Origin of the sequence: Clostridium fungisolvens (genome assembly GCF_014193895.1) — a bacterium.
In the GTDB taxonomy this organism is placed as follows: Bacteria; Bacillota; Clostridia; order Clostridiales; family Clostridiaceae; genus Clostridium_AR; species Clostridium_AR fungisolvens.
Map to the genome: position 1 here is coordinate 3,301,120 of NZ_BLZR01000001.1, position 14,904 is coordinate 3,316,023.

The window sequence follows — 14,904 nt, forward strand, 5'->3', positions numbered from 1 at the left end:
ATTTTAATTGGTATTTATCTAATTCAAACTCCTATGTTATATCCTTCAAAAGCATTTATATACATCTGTCTAATCTCTCCCATAAGTGGGTATCTTGGGTTCGCACCAGTGCATTGATCATCAAAAGCTTGCTCTACCATTTCATCTAGTGAAGAGTAGAACTTTTCTTTAGAAACACCCCATTCTGCTATAGTTCTTGGCATTCCAACTCTAGCCTTCAAATCATCTATAGCTCTTATAAGATTTTCAATTTTTTCTTCCTCAGTGCTTCCTCCAAGCTTTAAATAATCAGCAATAACTGTATATCTCCATTTTGCATTTGGATACCTATATTGAGGAAATGCTGTCTGTTTTCTTGGATCATCTACTGCATTAAATCTTATAACTTCATCTATCAGCAATGCATTTGCCACTCCGTGAGGTACATGATGCATTGATCCTAACTTATGTGCCATTGAGTGGCATACTCCTAAAAATGCATTAGCAAAGGACATTCCTGCTATTGTAGCTGCATGCGCCATTTTTTCTCTGGCTTTTATATTAGTAGTACCTTCATCATAAGCTTGTGGCAAATATTTAAATATAAGTCTTATTGCTTCTAATGCTAAGCCATTTGTGTATTCTGATGCTAAGACTGATACATAAGCTTCAATTGCATGAGTCAAGGCATCTATTCCAGATGCTGCAGTTAAGCCTTTTGGCATATTCATCATAAGTTCAGCATCGATTATTGCCATATCTGGAGTAAGCTCATAATCTGCTAAAGGATATTTTATTCCTGTTTTTTCGTCTGTAATTACAGCAAATGGAGTTACCTCAGAACCAGTTCCTGCTGATGTTGGGATAGACACCATCATAGCTTTTTGTCCGAGCTCTGGGAATTTATACACTCTCTTTCTTATATCCATAAATCTCATCGCTAAATCTTCAAATCTTACCTCTGGATGCTCATACATAACCCACATTATTTTAGCGCAATCCATAGGTGACCCACCTCCAAGCGCTATTATTACATCAGGCTTAAATTTATCCATTTGATCTGCTCCATTTTTAGCGGTGGCTAAAGTTGGGTCTGGTTCTACATCATAAAATACTCTAAAGTCAACATGACCTTCTTCCAATACCTTTATTGCCATATCTGCATACCCTAAATCATATAAAACTTTATCAGTTACAATAAACGCTCTCTTTTTGCCCATGTCTACTAATTCTCTTAACGCTACAGCAAGAGATCCATACTTAAAGTATATTTTCTCCGGTACTCTGAACCAAAGCATATTTTCTCTCCTCTCTGCAACATTCTTTATATTAAGTAGATGCTTTGGACCAACATTTTCAGATACCGAATTTCCTCCCCAAGATCCACAGCCTAGAGTTAAAGATGGCGCAAGTTTAAAATTATAGATATCTCCAATTGCCCCTTGTGATGCAGGCATATTTACTATTGTCCTTGCAGTCTTCATTGCTGCACCAAACTTTCCGATTCTTTCTGCACTTCTTGACTGATCTGTATATAATACCGAAGTATGCCCAAATCCGCCTAATTCAACTAATCTTGAAGCTTTGACCAAAGCTTCATCAAAATTTTTAACACAATACATTGCTAATACTGGTGAAAGTTTTTCATGAGAAAAGGGTTCTTCTATTTCAACTGATTCTACCTCTCCAACCAATACCTTTGAATATCTTGGCACATCAACACCTGCCAATTCTGCTATCTTGTATGCTGACTGACCTACTATGTCTGAGTTTAATCCGCCTTTATCATTCAGTATAATCTTTCTTACCTTTTCTCTTTCTTCTTCGTTTAATATATAAGCCCCTCTGTCATGAAGCTCTTTTCTTACCTCTTCGTATACTTCTTCTAGCACAACTAAAGCTTGCTCTGAAGCACATATCATTCCATTATCGAAAGTCTTTGATAAAAGTATTGAACTTACTGCTGTCTTTATATGAGCAGTTTCATCAATAATTACAGGGGTATTACCTGAACCTACTCCTAAAGCTGGCTTTCCTGACGAATAAGCAGCTTTTACCATCGCTGGTCCACCAGTAGCTAGTATTATGTCAGCCTCTCTCATAACCATTTGTGATAGTTCAACTGAAGGCTCATCTATCCATCCTATTATATCTTCTGGTGCTCCTGCTTTAACTGCTGCATCTAACACTATCTTTGCAGCTGCTATAGTTGACGCCTTTGCTCTTGGATGAGGTGAAAATATTATTCCATTTCTTGTTTTAAGTGATATAAGCGCTTTAAAAATAGCCGTTGAAGTTGGATTAGTTGTTGGGATTATAGCTGCTACTACTCCGATTGGTTCTGCCACCCTTGCTATTCCAAATGATTCATCATAATCTAATAATCCACATGTTCTATCATTTTTATATTTATTATAAATGTATTCAGATGCAAAGTGGTTTTTTATAACCTTGTCTTCCACTACCCCCATACCAGTTTCTTCAGCAGCCAACTTTGCAAGAGCTATTCTAGAATTATTTGCTGCCATTGCTGCCTGCCTAAATATTTCATCAACCTGTTCTTGGGTATAAGTTGAGTAAATTCTTTGTGCTTCCCTTACTTTAGATATTCTCTGGCTCAATTCTTCCGAATTGGTTACTTTCATTTAAATTCCTCCTTTTATTTACACAATACTAAGCCTCATCCGCCTGTTTTATAATTACATAGGCGTAATTTTGTTCTTATTATTCTCAATATATATACAGGAATATTCTAGATCAAAAAAAATATGCACTTACAAATTTTATGCGTCCACAAATCAATAGTTGAAGCTGTATTTCTATAGAAAAATCCTTAATACTTAGTTATACTATTTATATGTAAGCTACAGCTGTTTCTTTAAATCAATATCAAGTTCTCAAAACAAAACTTACCTTACTAAATCATATTAATTCCAGTGTTTCACAACTCACAATTTTAGAAAACAGGAGGTTTATATATGGTAATTTCCAACATCACTAACATAATGATCAAGTACTTTGAAGGCGATGTAAAAAGAATAAATCACGCACTAAAGGTATATTCCTTTGCAAAAATTATTGGAGAGCTAGAACAAGTGTCTAAAGCTGACCTTTTTGTTTTAGAAATTTCCGCAGTATTACATGATATAGGTATTAAGATAAGTGAACAAAAATACAATTCATCTAATGGCAAGTATCAAGAGATAGAGGGCCCACCTGTAGCAAAGGAACTATTAGGCAGTTTCAATCTAGATTCCTCTATAGTTGATAGAGTTTGTTATCTTATAGGCAATCATCATAGTTACGATAAAATAGATTCTGTTGATTTTCAGATTTTAGTAGAAGCTGATTTTTTAGTTAATATATATGAAGATGAAATACCAAAAGACAATATCGCAATTATAGAAGAAAAAATCTTCAGAACCTCTTCCGGTAAAGAGCTTCTTAAATCCATTTATATGTAAGCTTAGCAAACAAAAAGGTAGAAATTCATGATGAATTCCTACCTTTTTGTTTATTAAAACAACCTAATATTATGTTTGCGGAGCATAAATTCTTTAAATTCCTCATCGCAATTGCACTTCCCATCGCAAGAAAAACAGTGATTTTTCAAACTAGCCATGATGGACTTTCTCATATCTTCAGGTTTTTTTATTGGTGAGGCTGTAAGCTTTTCTACAACTTCAATTCCTAATAAAGTAGCCAATGGTATAAACACCATATTTATAGATTCCTTAAAATTCAAATACAATTCTAATGTTCCTACAAATACTATTGCTGAATTCATGACTACTCTAATTCTTTTCATATCCTTTGATAATTTAAGTGACTTTATTAAATCTTCTGCATTTTTTCTACCAGTAAAACTCATATGTTGATAAAATGATTGTGTTCTTATCTCCTCCATACTAACCCTCTTTTATCGTTTTACTGTAAATGTATGCTTAATATTACCAATGAATTCTAAAATTTATTACTTAAACTTGCCAGTTACATCCCTACATACTCCAAAAACTCCAATTAACTCCCCGAACATATTATATTCGGGTATTGAATAATCTTCAATATAATGAAAAACCTCATTCTTATCTCTCCACCTTGTTATAATAGGTTTCGAATAATCTGCATTTCCTTCCGCTTTATCAATTAACTCTTTAAGATAGTCTGGATGAGCGGTTTTAAAGACCAATTCCGGGTCATTATAATAATCTTCTGGACTATATCCTAGTACCTTCTCGATAGATTTACTTATGTATTCGAATCCTTTAGGTTCTACTCTAAAATAATATATTATATCCTTTGAATTATCTAATATTTTTGTTAATAACCGGTGTCTATATTCTAAGTCTTTTTCCTTTGTCACATTTATAATCGACCCATAATATCCTTTATGTATTCCCTCAACATAATGAGATCTATATAATATGCTTATATGTGTAATGACTTTATTCTTCGTTAAAACTGGTATAGTTATTGTGTTTTCTTTATCCGCCACTTCTTTAAATTGTATTAGTACCTTTTGTTCTCCTATAATATCTGAGAGATTTTTCCCAATCAATTCTTCAGCATTTTGTTCTAATAGAGACTCAATTCCATCTTCTATATATATAATTCTACTCATTTGATCTGCAACAAAATAAAACTCCCTTTTAACCATATTAAGGTTTATATCTGAAAAATCATCTCCCATAAAATTTTTCATGGAATCCCTCCATAAGCATGATTGTATTATTTATTTTTCATTCGTATTCTCAAAAAACTTATCAATTAGCTTTTCTGCAATCTTTCTATATCCATTTGCCATGTCAATTATGGATAGAATATATAGCAGAACATCTCCGTCTTCGTCCTTAACTTCCTTTAACTTTTGCTCTGCTGAAGCTTTTATTTCTTCAGAATTATTAGTTTTTATTAGCAAGTACTTATTATATAATGAATCTATATCTACCTTCTCATTATTTTCTATCTTTTCAACTATAGGTTTTAATACATTCTTAATATCATTAATAGCTAAGCTTTGCTTTAGATTGTAGATTATAATCATAAGAATTACATGATCTCTAGTATACTTTTTTTTCTTTGCTGCCATTAGTAGCTTATCTTTAGTATAATTATTTATCATAGTTTTAGTAAGTAATTTATCTTCCACACTTCTTTTAGTTTCAAATAAATTACTTTCGAATAATGTTATTACTTGGTCCATATATAAATCCAGATTAGGTATTTGCTCAGGTTGTATTTCATTGTTAAAATGTAAATCTTCAAAGATCATTTTAAGGTTATTTAAATCTAATTCTAAATCCACGTTATTCATATCTTCCTCCCTAGCTCTGAAAAGCAATAAGTAGTTTTTAAAACCACTTATTTTAATATTAATAGAAAATGCTAGATAATACAAGAATTTTATAGTTATAACGAATAAATTTTGTAATTTCATTTATAATAAATATTGCATAAACAATTCACTATGTCGTATACTATAATAAAGAGAACAAGTAGTTATATTAACTACTTCACATAATATTTATAGGAGTTGGTGTTATGATAAAATATATAAGAGAACCAGTTAATAGTTTAACTCACTTTTTTGGTGCTATAGCATCCTTTGTCGGATTAGTTTTTATGATTTTGAAAGTAATTGATGTAAATGACTCTTTACCTTCAAGACTTACGGGAGCCATTATCTTTGGACTATCTTTAATTTTTCTTTATAGTGCAAGTTCCATATATCACTGGTCAAAATCTTCTGCAAATAAACTGCTTATGTTAAGGAAATTTGATCACGCAATGATTTTTGTTCTCATTGCAGGTACTTATACACCTATATGTTTAGGAGTTCTAGACGGATTTTTAGAAGTATTTGTTTTATCTACTGTATGGATTTTAGCAATCGCAGGAATCTTTCTAAAGATATTTTGGTTCGACTGTCCAAGATGGCTATATACAGCGTTTTACATAATAATGGGTTGGTTAGCCTTAACCTTCAGTGCACCTTTATATAGAACACTGTTAATGCCTGGCTTCATTTGGCTCATAATTGGAGGAGTACTATATACCATTGGAGGAATAATTTACGCATTAAAGTCCCCAAATATATCTTCAAAATTTGGATTCCATGAATTATTTCATATATTCGTCTTACTAGGAAGTTTAAGTCACTTTTATCTAATTTATGCTTTTATTTTATAATTTAATGTATCCTTCTAAAAATTAATTTCCTGAAGAATAAAAAACTCACTGAAATGTTTTTCTTCAGTGAGTTTTTTGCGCATCTGCCTTTCCGAATAAATATGAGGAAAATTTGGCAGGCGACATATTCTTCTTTTTTATTCTTTAACATATATTATATTTTAAGTCTGTTACGCATATGTATCCACAGTTTTCATTAAATTATAATTCTATAAAGAATAAAAAAACTCACTGAAGTGCTTTTCTTCAGTGAGTTTTTTAATAATTTATTTTATCAATAATGTTCCGTCGTTAATCTTCCAAGCATTGTCTTCATATACTAGCTCTACATTACAAACATCCGAAACATCTCCATCTACATACTCCACTCTAGCATTAATCTTGCTTGATCCCTGATCACTGCTTATCACCTTCGTGAAATTCTCTCCATTACTTAATCCTTGTCCATAAAGAACATACTTCTTCCCATCGCTCTCTTTAAAAAAGTTTCTAACGTGATTATTAACGAAAGCTTTAGAAAAATATTGATTAAAGGATTTAATTTCATTCTCTACATTCGTATTCTGATCTTTGATAGCTGCATAACTTAGACTATCTATGGTGATGGTTTGATTACTATCTCCTATTCCCATCAGTTTGCTAATCTCAAAGTTCCTTCCTACTATTAGAGTACTTAAGATCTCCTCATCTTTTAAAGATTTTACAATTGCAGTATTATCAGCAGGCTTTTTTGTGTCATTTGAAGCAGTATTATTTTTTAAATCCGTATTTTGCTTAGTTACAACTTGCGAATTATCACTTGTATTTATTTTCTCTTCCTTAACCGCTATCGGCTTTAAATCCTTATCAAACTTATACCAAGTAAGTTTTTTATCATCATTTAGCTGCGGTATTTCCAAGATACCATCTCCATCAATATCCTGTGCATATTTTTTCAAGCCATTTACAGTACTATTTATAAGCCTTTCAATCTTACCTTTATTCATTATATAGACATCAATATTTGAATCTTTAGATACAGCTGAGTTATCTATTAATCCGTAAGTTCCATCATTTATTTTTCCTACTACTAACTCACCTGGAAATGCAGTATTAGAAGGAGCTACACTATCACTTAAGTCTTGATATTTATCTTTCCTATATTCATAGACCTTAACAGGAGATTTCTTCTCTCCCTTGCTATTATAAGGAACAATATATATTTCAGGAATCTTATCATTATCCAAATCACCAAATGCATATCCATCTTTATTCATATCCCCGATGGTTGTCCAAGATTTATCCTTAGCAAACTTTTCTTTTATAAAGTTCAGCATAAGTTCATCTAATTTGCCAAATTCCTTCACATCTCCTCCGGCAGATATAAATTCAGCATATTTTGATACTGATTCCGGATACTTCTTTTCAGAATAAACCTTATTTAATTGATTTAATATATCCTCTTTATTAGTTTTATTGTTATCATTACTCTTACTACATCCGAATAATGACAAACTAATTATTAGAAATAAAGCTACTGTTAGATTTAATTTCTTAGTCATGCTATTCCTCCGTTTTATTATGTTGTTTCATCTTTAAAGCAGAAAAATCCTACAATATTAGGATTTTTGAATAAATATAAGTATGAGTTCACTTAATAATATTCTTACATTTTCAACTATAAAATTATAGCACAGTGAAACATTTCCTTACATCACTATAAAAATTCATTTATGCCCAATTTGGACACTTTTTTATATTTAATTGACATAAGTCTCTTATTTTCATATCCTTATACTAAATACTAATTTTATTTTAGAAAAGAGGGTTGATTATATGGATATTATAAGAAAAGTAATAGAAGAAAACTTAGAAGAAGTAATTAGTATGTGGCATAAGCTTCATGCTACTCCTGAACTTTCATTTGAAGAATATAAAACACAAGAGCTACTTCTTGAGTTTTTAAATTCTATGGGCTATGAGAGTAAGAAGATTGCTAAAACTGGATTAGTTGCGGTACTAGGAGATGATTCCAAAGCAATTGGCATAAGGACAGATATAGATGCTATAAACGTAGCAGGTCCTCGTCACTCCTGCGGACACGATTTTCATATGTCAACAGTGCTAGGCACTGCTCTAGTTTTAAAGAAATTAGGTGTAAAAAAGACAGTTAAATTTTTATTTCAGCCAGCGGAAGAAGCAATTGGTGGAGCAAAAGTTATGATTGAGGAAGGTGTTTTAAAAAATCCTGAAGTAACTGAAATGATTGGCTTTCATGTATGGCCAAAGGTTCCTGTTGGAACTATTGAAGTTTCACCTGGCCCATCTATGGCTTCAGTTGATGATTTTATCATTACTTTTAAAGGAAAAGGTGGCCATGCAGCAATGCCTTATATTTGTATAAATCCATTATATCCAGCAATGGATTTTATAAATACTATGACTATAAAAACAAAAATAGAAAACAATCCATTAAATCCTCACATTCTTACCTTCACTACTTTACAATGTGGTACAGTAGGTAATGTTATAGCCGAGGAAGCAGTAGTAAAAGGAACTGTAAGAACCTTTGATATGGCTTTTAAGAAAAAGCTTCAAAATCAAATTTTAGCCGAAGCTGAAGATATCGGCAAAAAATATAATTGTTCTGTATCATCCCATTATAATGTATATTATCCGCCTGTTATAAGCGATGAAGCTTTGACAGAAAAATTTACTAAGATTAGTAAAAAGGCTCTAGGCGAAAACAATGTTAGGCCATTGGAAAAAACTTTTACAGCAGAGGATTTTTCTTTCTATTGCGAGAAAGTTCCATCAGTACATTTTAGACTTGGTATATCTGATGGTTCTAAAGGTGAATCACCGCTACATTCACCTAATTTTGACGGATCATTCGAAGCATTGTATTATGGTATATATACTCTTGTAAACTATGTTTTAAACGCATAATCAAATTTATTTTTTATTGGGGGGAAAAGTTTTGTTAGGTACTTTAGTAAACTTTGGGGCTATTGTTATTGGAGGCATATTGGGATTACTTCTAAAAGGAGGAATACCCGAACGATTAAGCAAAACTATTATGAACGGTCTTGCTTTGTGTGTTTTGTATATAGGTATATCTGGTACCTTAAAAGGAGATAATCCACTATTAATAATTATTTCAATTGCAGTAGGAGCATTAATTGGTGAGCTCATTGATATTGATAACTTACTAAGCAAATTTGGAGAATTCATTGAAGAAAAATTTAATAAAATGACAAAGAACTCCCCTATTGCTGAAGGATTTGTCACTTCATCATTATTATTTTGCGTTGGAGCTATGGCAATAGTTGGTTCCCTCCAAAGTGGTCTTGAGGGAAATCATACTGTACTATTTAACAAATCCATTCTAGATGGTATTTCATCAATAGTTTTTGCTTCATCACTTGGTATTGGCGTTATATTCTCTGCCTTTGCAGTACTAATATATCAAGGAGCTATAACACTACTTGCTACGCTGATTCAAGGAATCTTAACAACTACAGTAATAAACAGCATGACAGCAGTAGGAAGCTTGCTTATTATTGGTTTAAGCTTTAATATGCTAGGTATTACTAAAATTAAGGTAGCGAACCTACTTCCTGCCATAATAATACCTATGATATATTCCTTTTTTGCATAGTTAAAGACTTTTATTTCTAGCTAATTTAGAGAACAAGCTCTACAGCTTTCTATTAATTCATTTAGAAAGCTGTAGAGCTCAACATAAAAAAGTCAGCTTACAAGTATTCTGTAAGCTGACTTTTTATTACAAGTTAAAATGCTTAGCTGCTGTTTCAATAGCTTTAATCTTATGCTCTTGTTTTATGGCACAGGTAATTCTGATTTCAGATGTTGTAATCATCTTAACTTCTATATTTGCATCAGAAAACACCTTGAATAGTCTTGCCGCAACCCCAGTAGTATTTTTCATTCCTAACCCTACTAGTGAAAACTTTGTTATATCTTCATCTATTAGTATATTGTCCTTATTTGAAAAATCAGTTAATATTTCCATGCACTCATTTATTTCATTCTTAGGTATTGTGAATGATACATTCACTAAATTCTCCATAGGCGCTGTCTGAGAAATCATATCTATATTAATTTTTCTATTTGCAATTGCCTCAAATAAATCTGATAAAATATTTATATTAGAAGATAAATTTTGTACTGTTACGGAAACATCCTCATCGCTAGTTGCAAGACCTGTTACTGGTTTACTCTCTAAATTCATATCCTTTACCCCCTTAATTACTGTTCCTTTAATATCACTACAACTAAGTCCTACATATATAGGAATATCATATTTTTGTGCGAGTTCTACACTTCTAGAGTGCATTACCTGAGCTCCGAGACTGGCAAGCTCAAGCATCTCTTCATAATCTATAAAATCAAGTTTCTTAGCTTCCTTAAACTTTCTTGGATCGCAGCTATATATACCATCTACATCAGTATATATTTCACATTCTCCTTTAAGCTTTACCGCCAGTGCCACTGCAGAAGTGTCAGAGCCACCTCTTCCAAGGGTTGTAATGTCCCCAATTTCATTTACTCCTTGAAATCCTGCAACAATAACGATCTTTCCTTCGTTAAGACTACTTTTTATCTTCTTTACGTCAATATCATCAATTAGAGACTTTCCATAAATACCTGAAGTCTTTATTCCGATTTGATATGCTGTATAGCTTATAGCATCATACCCTTTATTCTTTAGCGCCATTGCTAAAAGTGAAGCCGATATAATTTCACCTGTAGAAATTAACGCATCCATCTCTCTCTTATCAGGATTTTCGCTAACTGACATTGCAAGATTGATTAGGTCATCAGTTGTATCCCCCATAGCTGATACAACCGCAACTACGTTATTTCCTTTATTTTTCTTTTTTATAAGCGTATCTGCTACTTTTTGTATTTTTTCAGCTGTAGCCACTGAACTTCCACCATATTTTTGTACTACTGTCTTCAACTAGAAGCCCCCTTTTCCCTTATAACGAAATTTGCTAATACAACTTTCATTAGTAACCTTTTTTCAATATACCTTTTCTAAATCTATGTTAAGATAATTGAGCAGATAATATGCTTTATTTTCCACAGATTTAGATAAAAAACTTAAAGTAAATTCTCGGAACATAGTAAAAAATAAAAAAATAAATGCAGCCAAGGTACACCTTAGCTGCATAAAAATACAAAAATATTAAATACGCATCTCGTGTCACCTTGTAGCTCTCCACTTATAAATTTAAGTGACAACTATACATATCTTATACGTATAGCCAGAGAATATATTCGCAGTACATTCTCTTCGGCTGTTGTTCCTTTCTTCATGAATCATCACTTGCCAGCTACTCATGAGTACTTTTAACATCCAGCACCTCTACCCTAGGTTTCTTTAGATAATATTAAGTTCACTTTATGCTAACATATTATCAATAACTTTTCAATACCTAAATTAAACATATTAAAATATTTTTCTCATTAAATATATTTCTATGTTTTGTATATAAAAAGAATATTTATTCATTTTTATTTATAAACTTCAAACTTATCTGTTAAATCTTAAAGCAACCCGTTTATACACTACCACTTAATGGTTAATTTACAAAAGATTTAGATTGCATTTTTCACTTACTCCTATTTATAATAATTATTAATTGATGATAATTATAAGTAGACCACTTAATTCAAACAAAGTGCTAAACAGCATCAAACATTTTAATAGCTTACTAAGGAGAATATATATATGAACAATTCTTTTAACCATATTATAAGCATTGCACCCATGGTGGATAGGACCGATAGGCATTTTAGGTACTTTGCTAGACTGTTAACTAAAAACACCTTATTATATACTGAAATGATTACAGCTCAGGCAATAATAAATGGGGATAGAAAAAAGCTTTTAGATTTTTCTCCTATTGAAAACCCAATAGCACTCCAAATAGCAGGATCTAATCCTGAAGAGTTGTATAAGGCAGTAAAAATAGCTGAAGAATGGAATTACGATGAGATAAACTTAAATGCAGGCTGCCCTTCAGATAGAGTTTCAGGAAATATGATGGGTGCATCATTAATGGCTTATCCTGAATTAATAGCTGAAATGATTTCTTCAATGAAGAGTGCAACTAAAAAGCCTGTTACAGTAAAACATAGAATAGGAATTAGCAGTTCTAAAGTTACTTCTTCATTTATGCCTTACGGATCGTTTCATGATTTCGAGCATCTTTCAGACTTTATGAGCATAATAAATAAGGCAGCTCCTGATAGAAATATAATACATGCTAGAATTGCTATTTTAGAAGGATTAAGCCCTAAAGAAAATAGAGATATTCCCCCTCTAAACTACGACATGGTATATGCTATAAAAAAAGAGTTTACGAATTCTATTATTGAGATAAATGGAGGAATCAAAACCTTAGACGATATACATGAGCATTTAACACATGTAGATAGTGTCATGATTGGGAGAGAAGCATATTCAAATCCTGCTTTTATGGCTAGATTTGATTCATTATACAACTGCCAAACCTTAACCTCATTAACTAGAAGGGACGTCATTGAAGGTTTTCTCCCTTATATTGAAAATTTAGAAAACAAGGGGGAGAATGCACACCTGGCATTATCACATACTATCGGCCTATTTCAAAATCAGCCCGGAAGCTCTTTGTGGAAGAGATTGATTTCAACACCTTCTAAAGGCACTAAAAGTACTATACTAAGAGATGCCTTAGATTCTTTACCTCATGATGTACTTGATAAAAAAATATAATTTTACAATTCTAAATTTGCTTATACAGCAAAAAGAGTTTGAGAAATCTCAAACTCTTTTAATAATTATCTTACTTTGTTTTAGGTGTATATTTGTGGTGAAGTAAATGATGTGCTCTTCCTTCGCCTGGAGTTCCCATGTAAGTTTCGTACATCTTTAATAATGCAACATTTTCATGAGACTTTCTCTTCTTCATACCCTTATCTTCATTATAAAGCACAGATGCTCTTACAGCCTTTATGTCAACAGTCTCTAATGTAGCTGAGCTAACATGAGGTTGTCCACCACCGTTTACACAACCACCTTCACAAGCCATAACTTCTATGAAGTGATATTCTTTTTCTTTCATTCTGTCAGACTTCATAAATTCGAATAAGTTAGCAGCTCCATTGATTACAGCAACATTGTAGTTGTTTCCGCCAATTTCAACTGTAGCTTCTTTTATTCCCTGTAAACCTCTTACCATTTCGTAATCAACATTTTCAAGATCTTTCTTTTCAACAAAGTCCTTAGCAGTTCTTAATGCTGCTTCCATAACTCCGCCTGTTGCTCCGAATATAGTACCAGCACCAGTGTATTCTCCCATAGCTGGATCAGCTATACCATCTTCAAGTGCTGCGAAATTCATCTTAACTTCTTTTATCATCTTAGCAATTTCTCTTACAGTTAAAACTGCATCAATTTGTCTAAGACCGTTGATTTCCATTTCTGGTCTATCAGCTTCAGCTTTCTTTGATGTACATGGCATAACAGTTACAGTAAATACATTCTTAGGATCTAAGCCTGCTATTTCTGGATAGTATGTCTTAGTTGCTGTACCAAAGATTTGTTGTGGTGACTTAGCTGATGAAAGATTTCCAAGCATATCTGGGAAATAGTTCTCAACTTGTCTAACCCAACCTGGGCAGCAAGAAGTAAACATTGGGAATGGACCGTTAGCTTCTATTCTTTGAATTAATTCTGTAGCTTCTTCCATGATTGTCATGTCAGCTCCAAAGTTTATATCAAATACTTTGTCAAAACCTAAGTTTCTTAAAGCTGTATAAGCTTTTCCTGTTACATCTACTCCAAATCCCATATTAAATAATTCACCTAAAGAAGTTCTTACAGATGGAGCCATAGCAACTATAACGTGCTTTTCTGGATCAGCTAAAGCTTCTTTAACTCTATCAATATGAAGTTTCTCTGATAATGCATCTACTGGGCAAGCTATAATACATTGTCCACATAATAAGCAATTAGTGTCATCAAAGCATTTACCGCTTTCATTTCCTATAACCTTTTGTCCATCTTTTTCAACAAACTGTATTGAGCTTGTTCCAGTCTTCTTCTCACACTTAGCAACACATCTACCGCAAAGTACACATTTAGTTCTATCAATTACAAGTGAAGCACTTCTATCATCAACGTATTCTGACTTATCAGCCACTACGAATGGTTTAGATGCTTTTGCTTTAGTCTTAATTACTAACTTTAAGAATTCACAGTTTTCTCTTCTCTTACAAGGTCCACATTTGAATTCATGTCTATCAAGCATAGTTGATACTCTTTCTTTTATGTGGTTTTGAACTCTTTCAGAATTAGTTGTTATAACCATTCCGTCTTCTACATATGTATTACAAGAAGTTGCTAGTTCATCTCTTCCTTCGATTTCAACTACACATACTCCACAATTACCAACATCGTTACAATCTTTTAAAAAGCAAAGTGTTGATACATCTATTCCGTTATCTCTAGCAAGTTTTAGGATTGTCATATCTTCATTTACTTGTACAGCATTACCGTTTAATATTATATTTTTCATTCTTTCACCTCTGATTAAAATATCATTTCAATAAATGCGACTTAAGTAAGGTTTTACCTTACATCTTGTACTTCTTATAATCAAAATCATAATGTGCATTTATATTTTAGCAGATTGTTAAAGAAAATCCTATGTAATATTTAAAATTAAATTTATTTTTTTCTCA

The 14,904-nt window shown here is 32.2% G+C and carries 12 protein-coding genes and 1 riboswitch; of the genes, 5 read left to right on the plus strand and 7 right to left on the minus strand.

The genetic code is table 11. The features are described 5' to 3' along the window. Window positions 1–23 precede the first annotated feature (23 nt). The gene (gene adhE / locus bsdtw1_RS14605; RefSeq protein WP_183278293.1) at window positions 24–2,624 is read right to left on the minus strand and encodes a bifunctional acetaldehyde-CoA/alcohol dehydrogenase; all 2,601 of its coding nucleotides are present in this window, start codon (window positions 2,622–2,624) and stop codon (window positions 24–26) included. Between the two features lie 333 nt (window positions 2,625–2,957). On the opposite strand from adhE, the gene bsdtw1_RS14610 reads away from it, so the two are divergent. Continuing rightward, window positions 2,958–3,443, plus strand: a complete 486-nt coding sequence (locus bsdtw1_RS14610; protein WP_183278294.1) for an HD domain-containing protein — start codon at window positions 2,958–2,960, stop codon at window positions 3,441–3,443. Window positions 3,444–3,496: 53 nt separating this feature from the next. Here the strand turns inward: bsdtw1_RS14610 and bsdtw1_RS14615 are convergent, their stop codons facing one another. The 3 genes from bsdtw1_RS14615 to bsdtw1_RS14625 all read right to left on the minus strand — a co-directional run bounded on the left by bsdtw1_RS14615 (window position 3,497) and on the right by bsdtw1_RS14625 (window position 5,293). Continuing rightward, window positions 3,497–3,886, minus strand: coding sequence for a hypothetical protein (locus bsdtw1_RS14615; protein ID WP_183278295.1), 390 nt, complete (start codon window positions 3,884–3,886; stop codon window positions 3,497–3,499). A gap of 66 nt (window positions 3,887–3,952) precedes the next feature. Next, on the minus strand, window positions 3,953–4,681 hold the full coding sequence (locus bsdtw1_RS14620; RefSeq protein ID WP_183278296.1) for a PAS domain-containing protein: 729 nt from the start codon (window positions 4,679–4,681) through the stop codon (window positions 3,953–3,955). Window positions 4,682–4,711: 30 nt separating this feature from the next. Then, the gene (locus bsdtw1_RS14625; protein WP_244638170.1) at window positions 4,712–5,293 is read right to left on the minus strand and encodes a DUF1836 domain-containing protein; all 582 of its coding nucleotides are present in this window, start codon (window positions 5,291–5,293) and stop codon (window positions 4,712–4,714) included. Window positions 5,294–5,520: 227 nt separating this feature from the next. Here bsdtw1_RS14625 and trhA point away from each other — a divergent pair, with 227 nt between their 5' ends. Further along, window positions 5,521–6,168 carry a PAQR family membrane homeostasis protein TrhA gene (gene trhA, locus bsdtw1_RS14630; RefSeq protein WP_183278297.1) on the plus strand — a complete coding sequence of 216 codons (648 nt, stop codon included), beginning with the start codon at window positions 5,521–5,523 and terminating at the stop codon, window positions 6,166–6,168. 266 nt (window positions 6,169–6,434) lie between these two features. Here the strand turns inward: trhA and bsdtw1_RS14635 are convergent, their stop codons facing one another. Further along, window positions 6,435–7,709, minus strand: a complete 1,275-nt coding sequence (locus bsdtw1_RS14635; protein WP_183278298.1) for a DL-endopeptidase inhibitor IseA family protein — start codon at window positions 7,707–7,709, stop codon at window positions 6,435–6,437. Between the two features lie 274 nt (window positions 7,710–7,983). Here bsdtw1_RS14635 and bsdtw1_RS14640 point away from each other — a divergent pair, with 274 nt between their 5' ends. Both bsdtw1_RS14640 and bsdtw1_RS14645 read left to right on the plus strand, forming a co-directional pair. Then, entirely contained in the window at window positions 7,984–9,096 is a 1,113-nt protein-coding gene (locus bsdtw1_RS14640) for a M20 metallopeptidase family protein (RefSeq protein WP_183278299.1), read from the plus strand. Window positions 9,097–9,127: 31 nt separating this feature from the next. Beyond that, window positions 9,128–9,808, plus strand: a complete 681-nt coding sequence (locus tag bsdtw1_RS14645) for a DUF554 domain-containing protein (RefSeq protein WP_183278300.1) — start codon at window positions 9,128–9,130, stop codon at window positions 9,806–9,808. Window positions 9,809–9,934: 126 nt separating this feature from the next. Here the strand turns inward: bsdtw1_RS14645 and bsdtw1_RS14650 are convergent, their stop codons facing one another. Continuing rightward, the gene (locus bsdtw1_RS14650) at window positions 9,935–11,134 is read right to left on the minus strand and encodes an aspartate kinase (RefSeq protein ID WP_183278301.1); all 1,200 of its coding nucleotides are present in this window, start codon (window positions 11,132–11,134) and stop codon (window positions 9,935–9,937) included. A gap of 246 nt (window positions 11,135–11,380) precedes the next feature. Then, a riboswitch (Lysine riboswitch) is annotated at window positions 11,381–11,553 on the minus strand. A gap of 355 nt (window positions 11,554–11,908) precedes the next feature. On the opposite strand from bsdtw1_RS14650, the gene dusA reads away from it, so the two are divergent. Next, window positions 11,909–12,934 carry a tRNA dihydrouridine(20/20a) synthase DusA gene (gene dusA / locus bsdtw1_RS14655; RefSeq protein WP_183278302.1) on the plus strand — a complete coding sequence of 342 codons (1,026 nt, stop codon included), beginning with the start codon at window positions 11,909–11,911 and terminating at the stop codon, window positions 12,932–12,934. A gap of 70 nt (window positions 12,935–13,004) precedes the next feature. Here the strand turns inward: dusA and bsdtw1_RS14660 are convergent, their stop codons facing one another. Then, a complete protein-coding gene (locus bsdtw1_RS14660; RefSeq protein ID WP_183278303.1) occupies window positions 13,005–14,738 on the minus strand; it encodes a ferredoxin hydrogenase in 1,734 nt (577 codons plus the stop codon). Window positions 14,739–14,904 lie beyond the last annotated feature (166 nt).

Excerpts from the sequence above, each read along its gene's own strand:
- adhE (WP_183278293.1), bottom strand. The coding sequence starts at position 2,624 with ATGAAAGTAACCAATTCGGAAGAATTGAGCCAGAGAATATCTAAAGTA.
- bsdtw1_RS14610 (WP_183278294.1), top strand. The coding sequence starts at position 2,958 with ATGGTAATTTCCAACATCACTAACATAATGATCAAGTACTTTGAAGGC.
- bsdtw1_RS14615 (WP_183278295.1), bottom strand. The coding sequence starts at position 3,886 with ATGGAGGAGATAAGAACACAATCATTTTATCAACATATGAGTTTTACT.
- bsdtw1_RS14620 (WP_183278296.1), bottom strand. The coding sequence starts at position 4,681 with ATGAAAAATTTTATGGGAGATGATTTTTCAGATATAAACCTTAATATG.
- bsdtw1_RS14625 (WP_244638170.1), bottom strand. The coding sequence starts at position 5,293 with ATGAATAACGTGGATTTAGAATTAGATTTAAATAACCTTAAAATGATC.
- trhA (WP_183278297.1), top strand. The coding sequence starts at position 5,521 with ATGATAAAATATATAAGAGAACCAGTTAATAGTTTAACTCACTTTTTT.
- bsdtw1_RS14635 (WP_183278298.1), bottom strand. The coding sequence starts at position 7,709 with ATGACTAAGAAATTAAATCTAACAGTAGCTTTATTTCTAATAATTAGT.
- bsdtw1_RS14640 (WP_183278299.1), top strand. The coding sequence starts at position 7,984 with ATGGATATTATAAGAAAAGTAATAGAAGAAAACTTAGAAGAAGTAATT.
- dusA (WP_183278302.1), top strand. The coding sequence starts at position 11,909 with ATGAACAATTCTTTTAACCATATTATAAGCATTGCACCCATGGTGGAT.
- bsdtw1_RS14660 (WP_183278303.1), bottom strand. The coding sequence starts at position 14,738 with ATGAAAAATATAATATTAAACGGTAATGCTGTACAAGTAAATGAAGAT.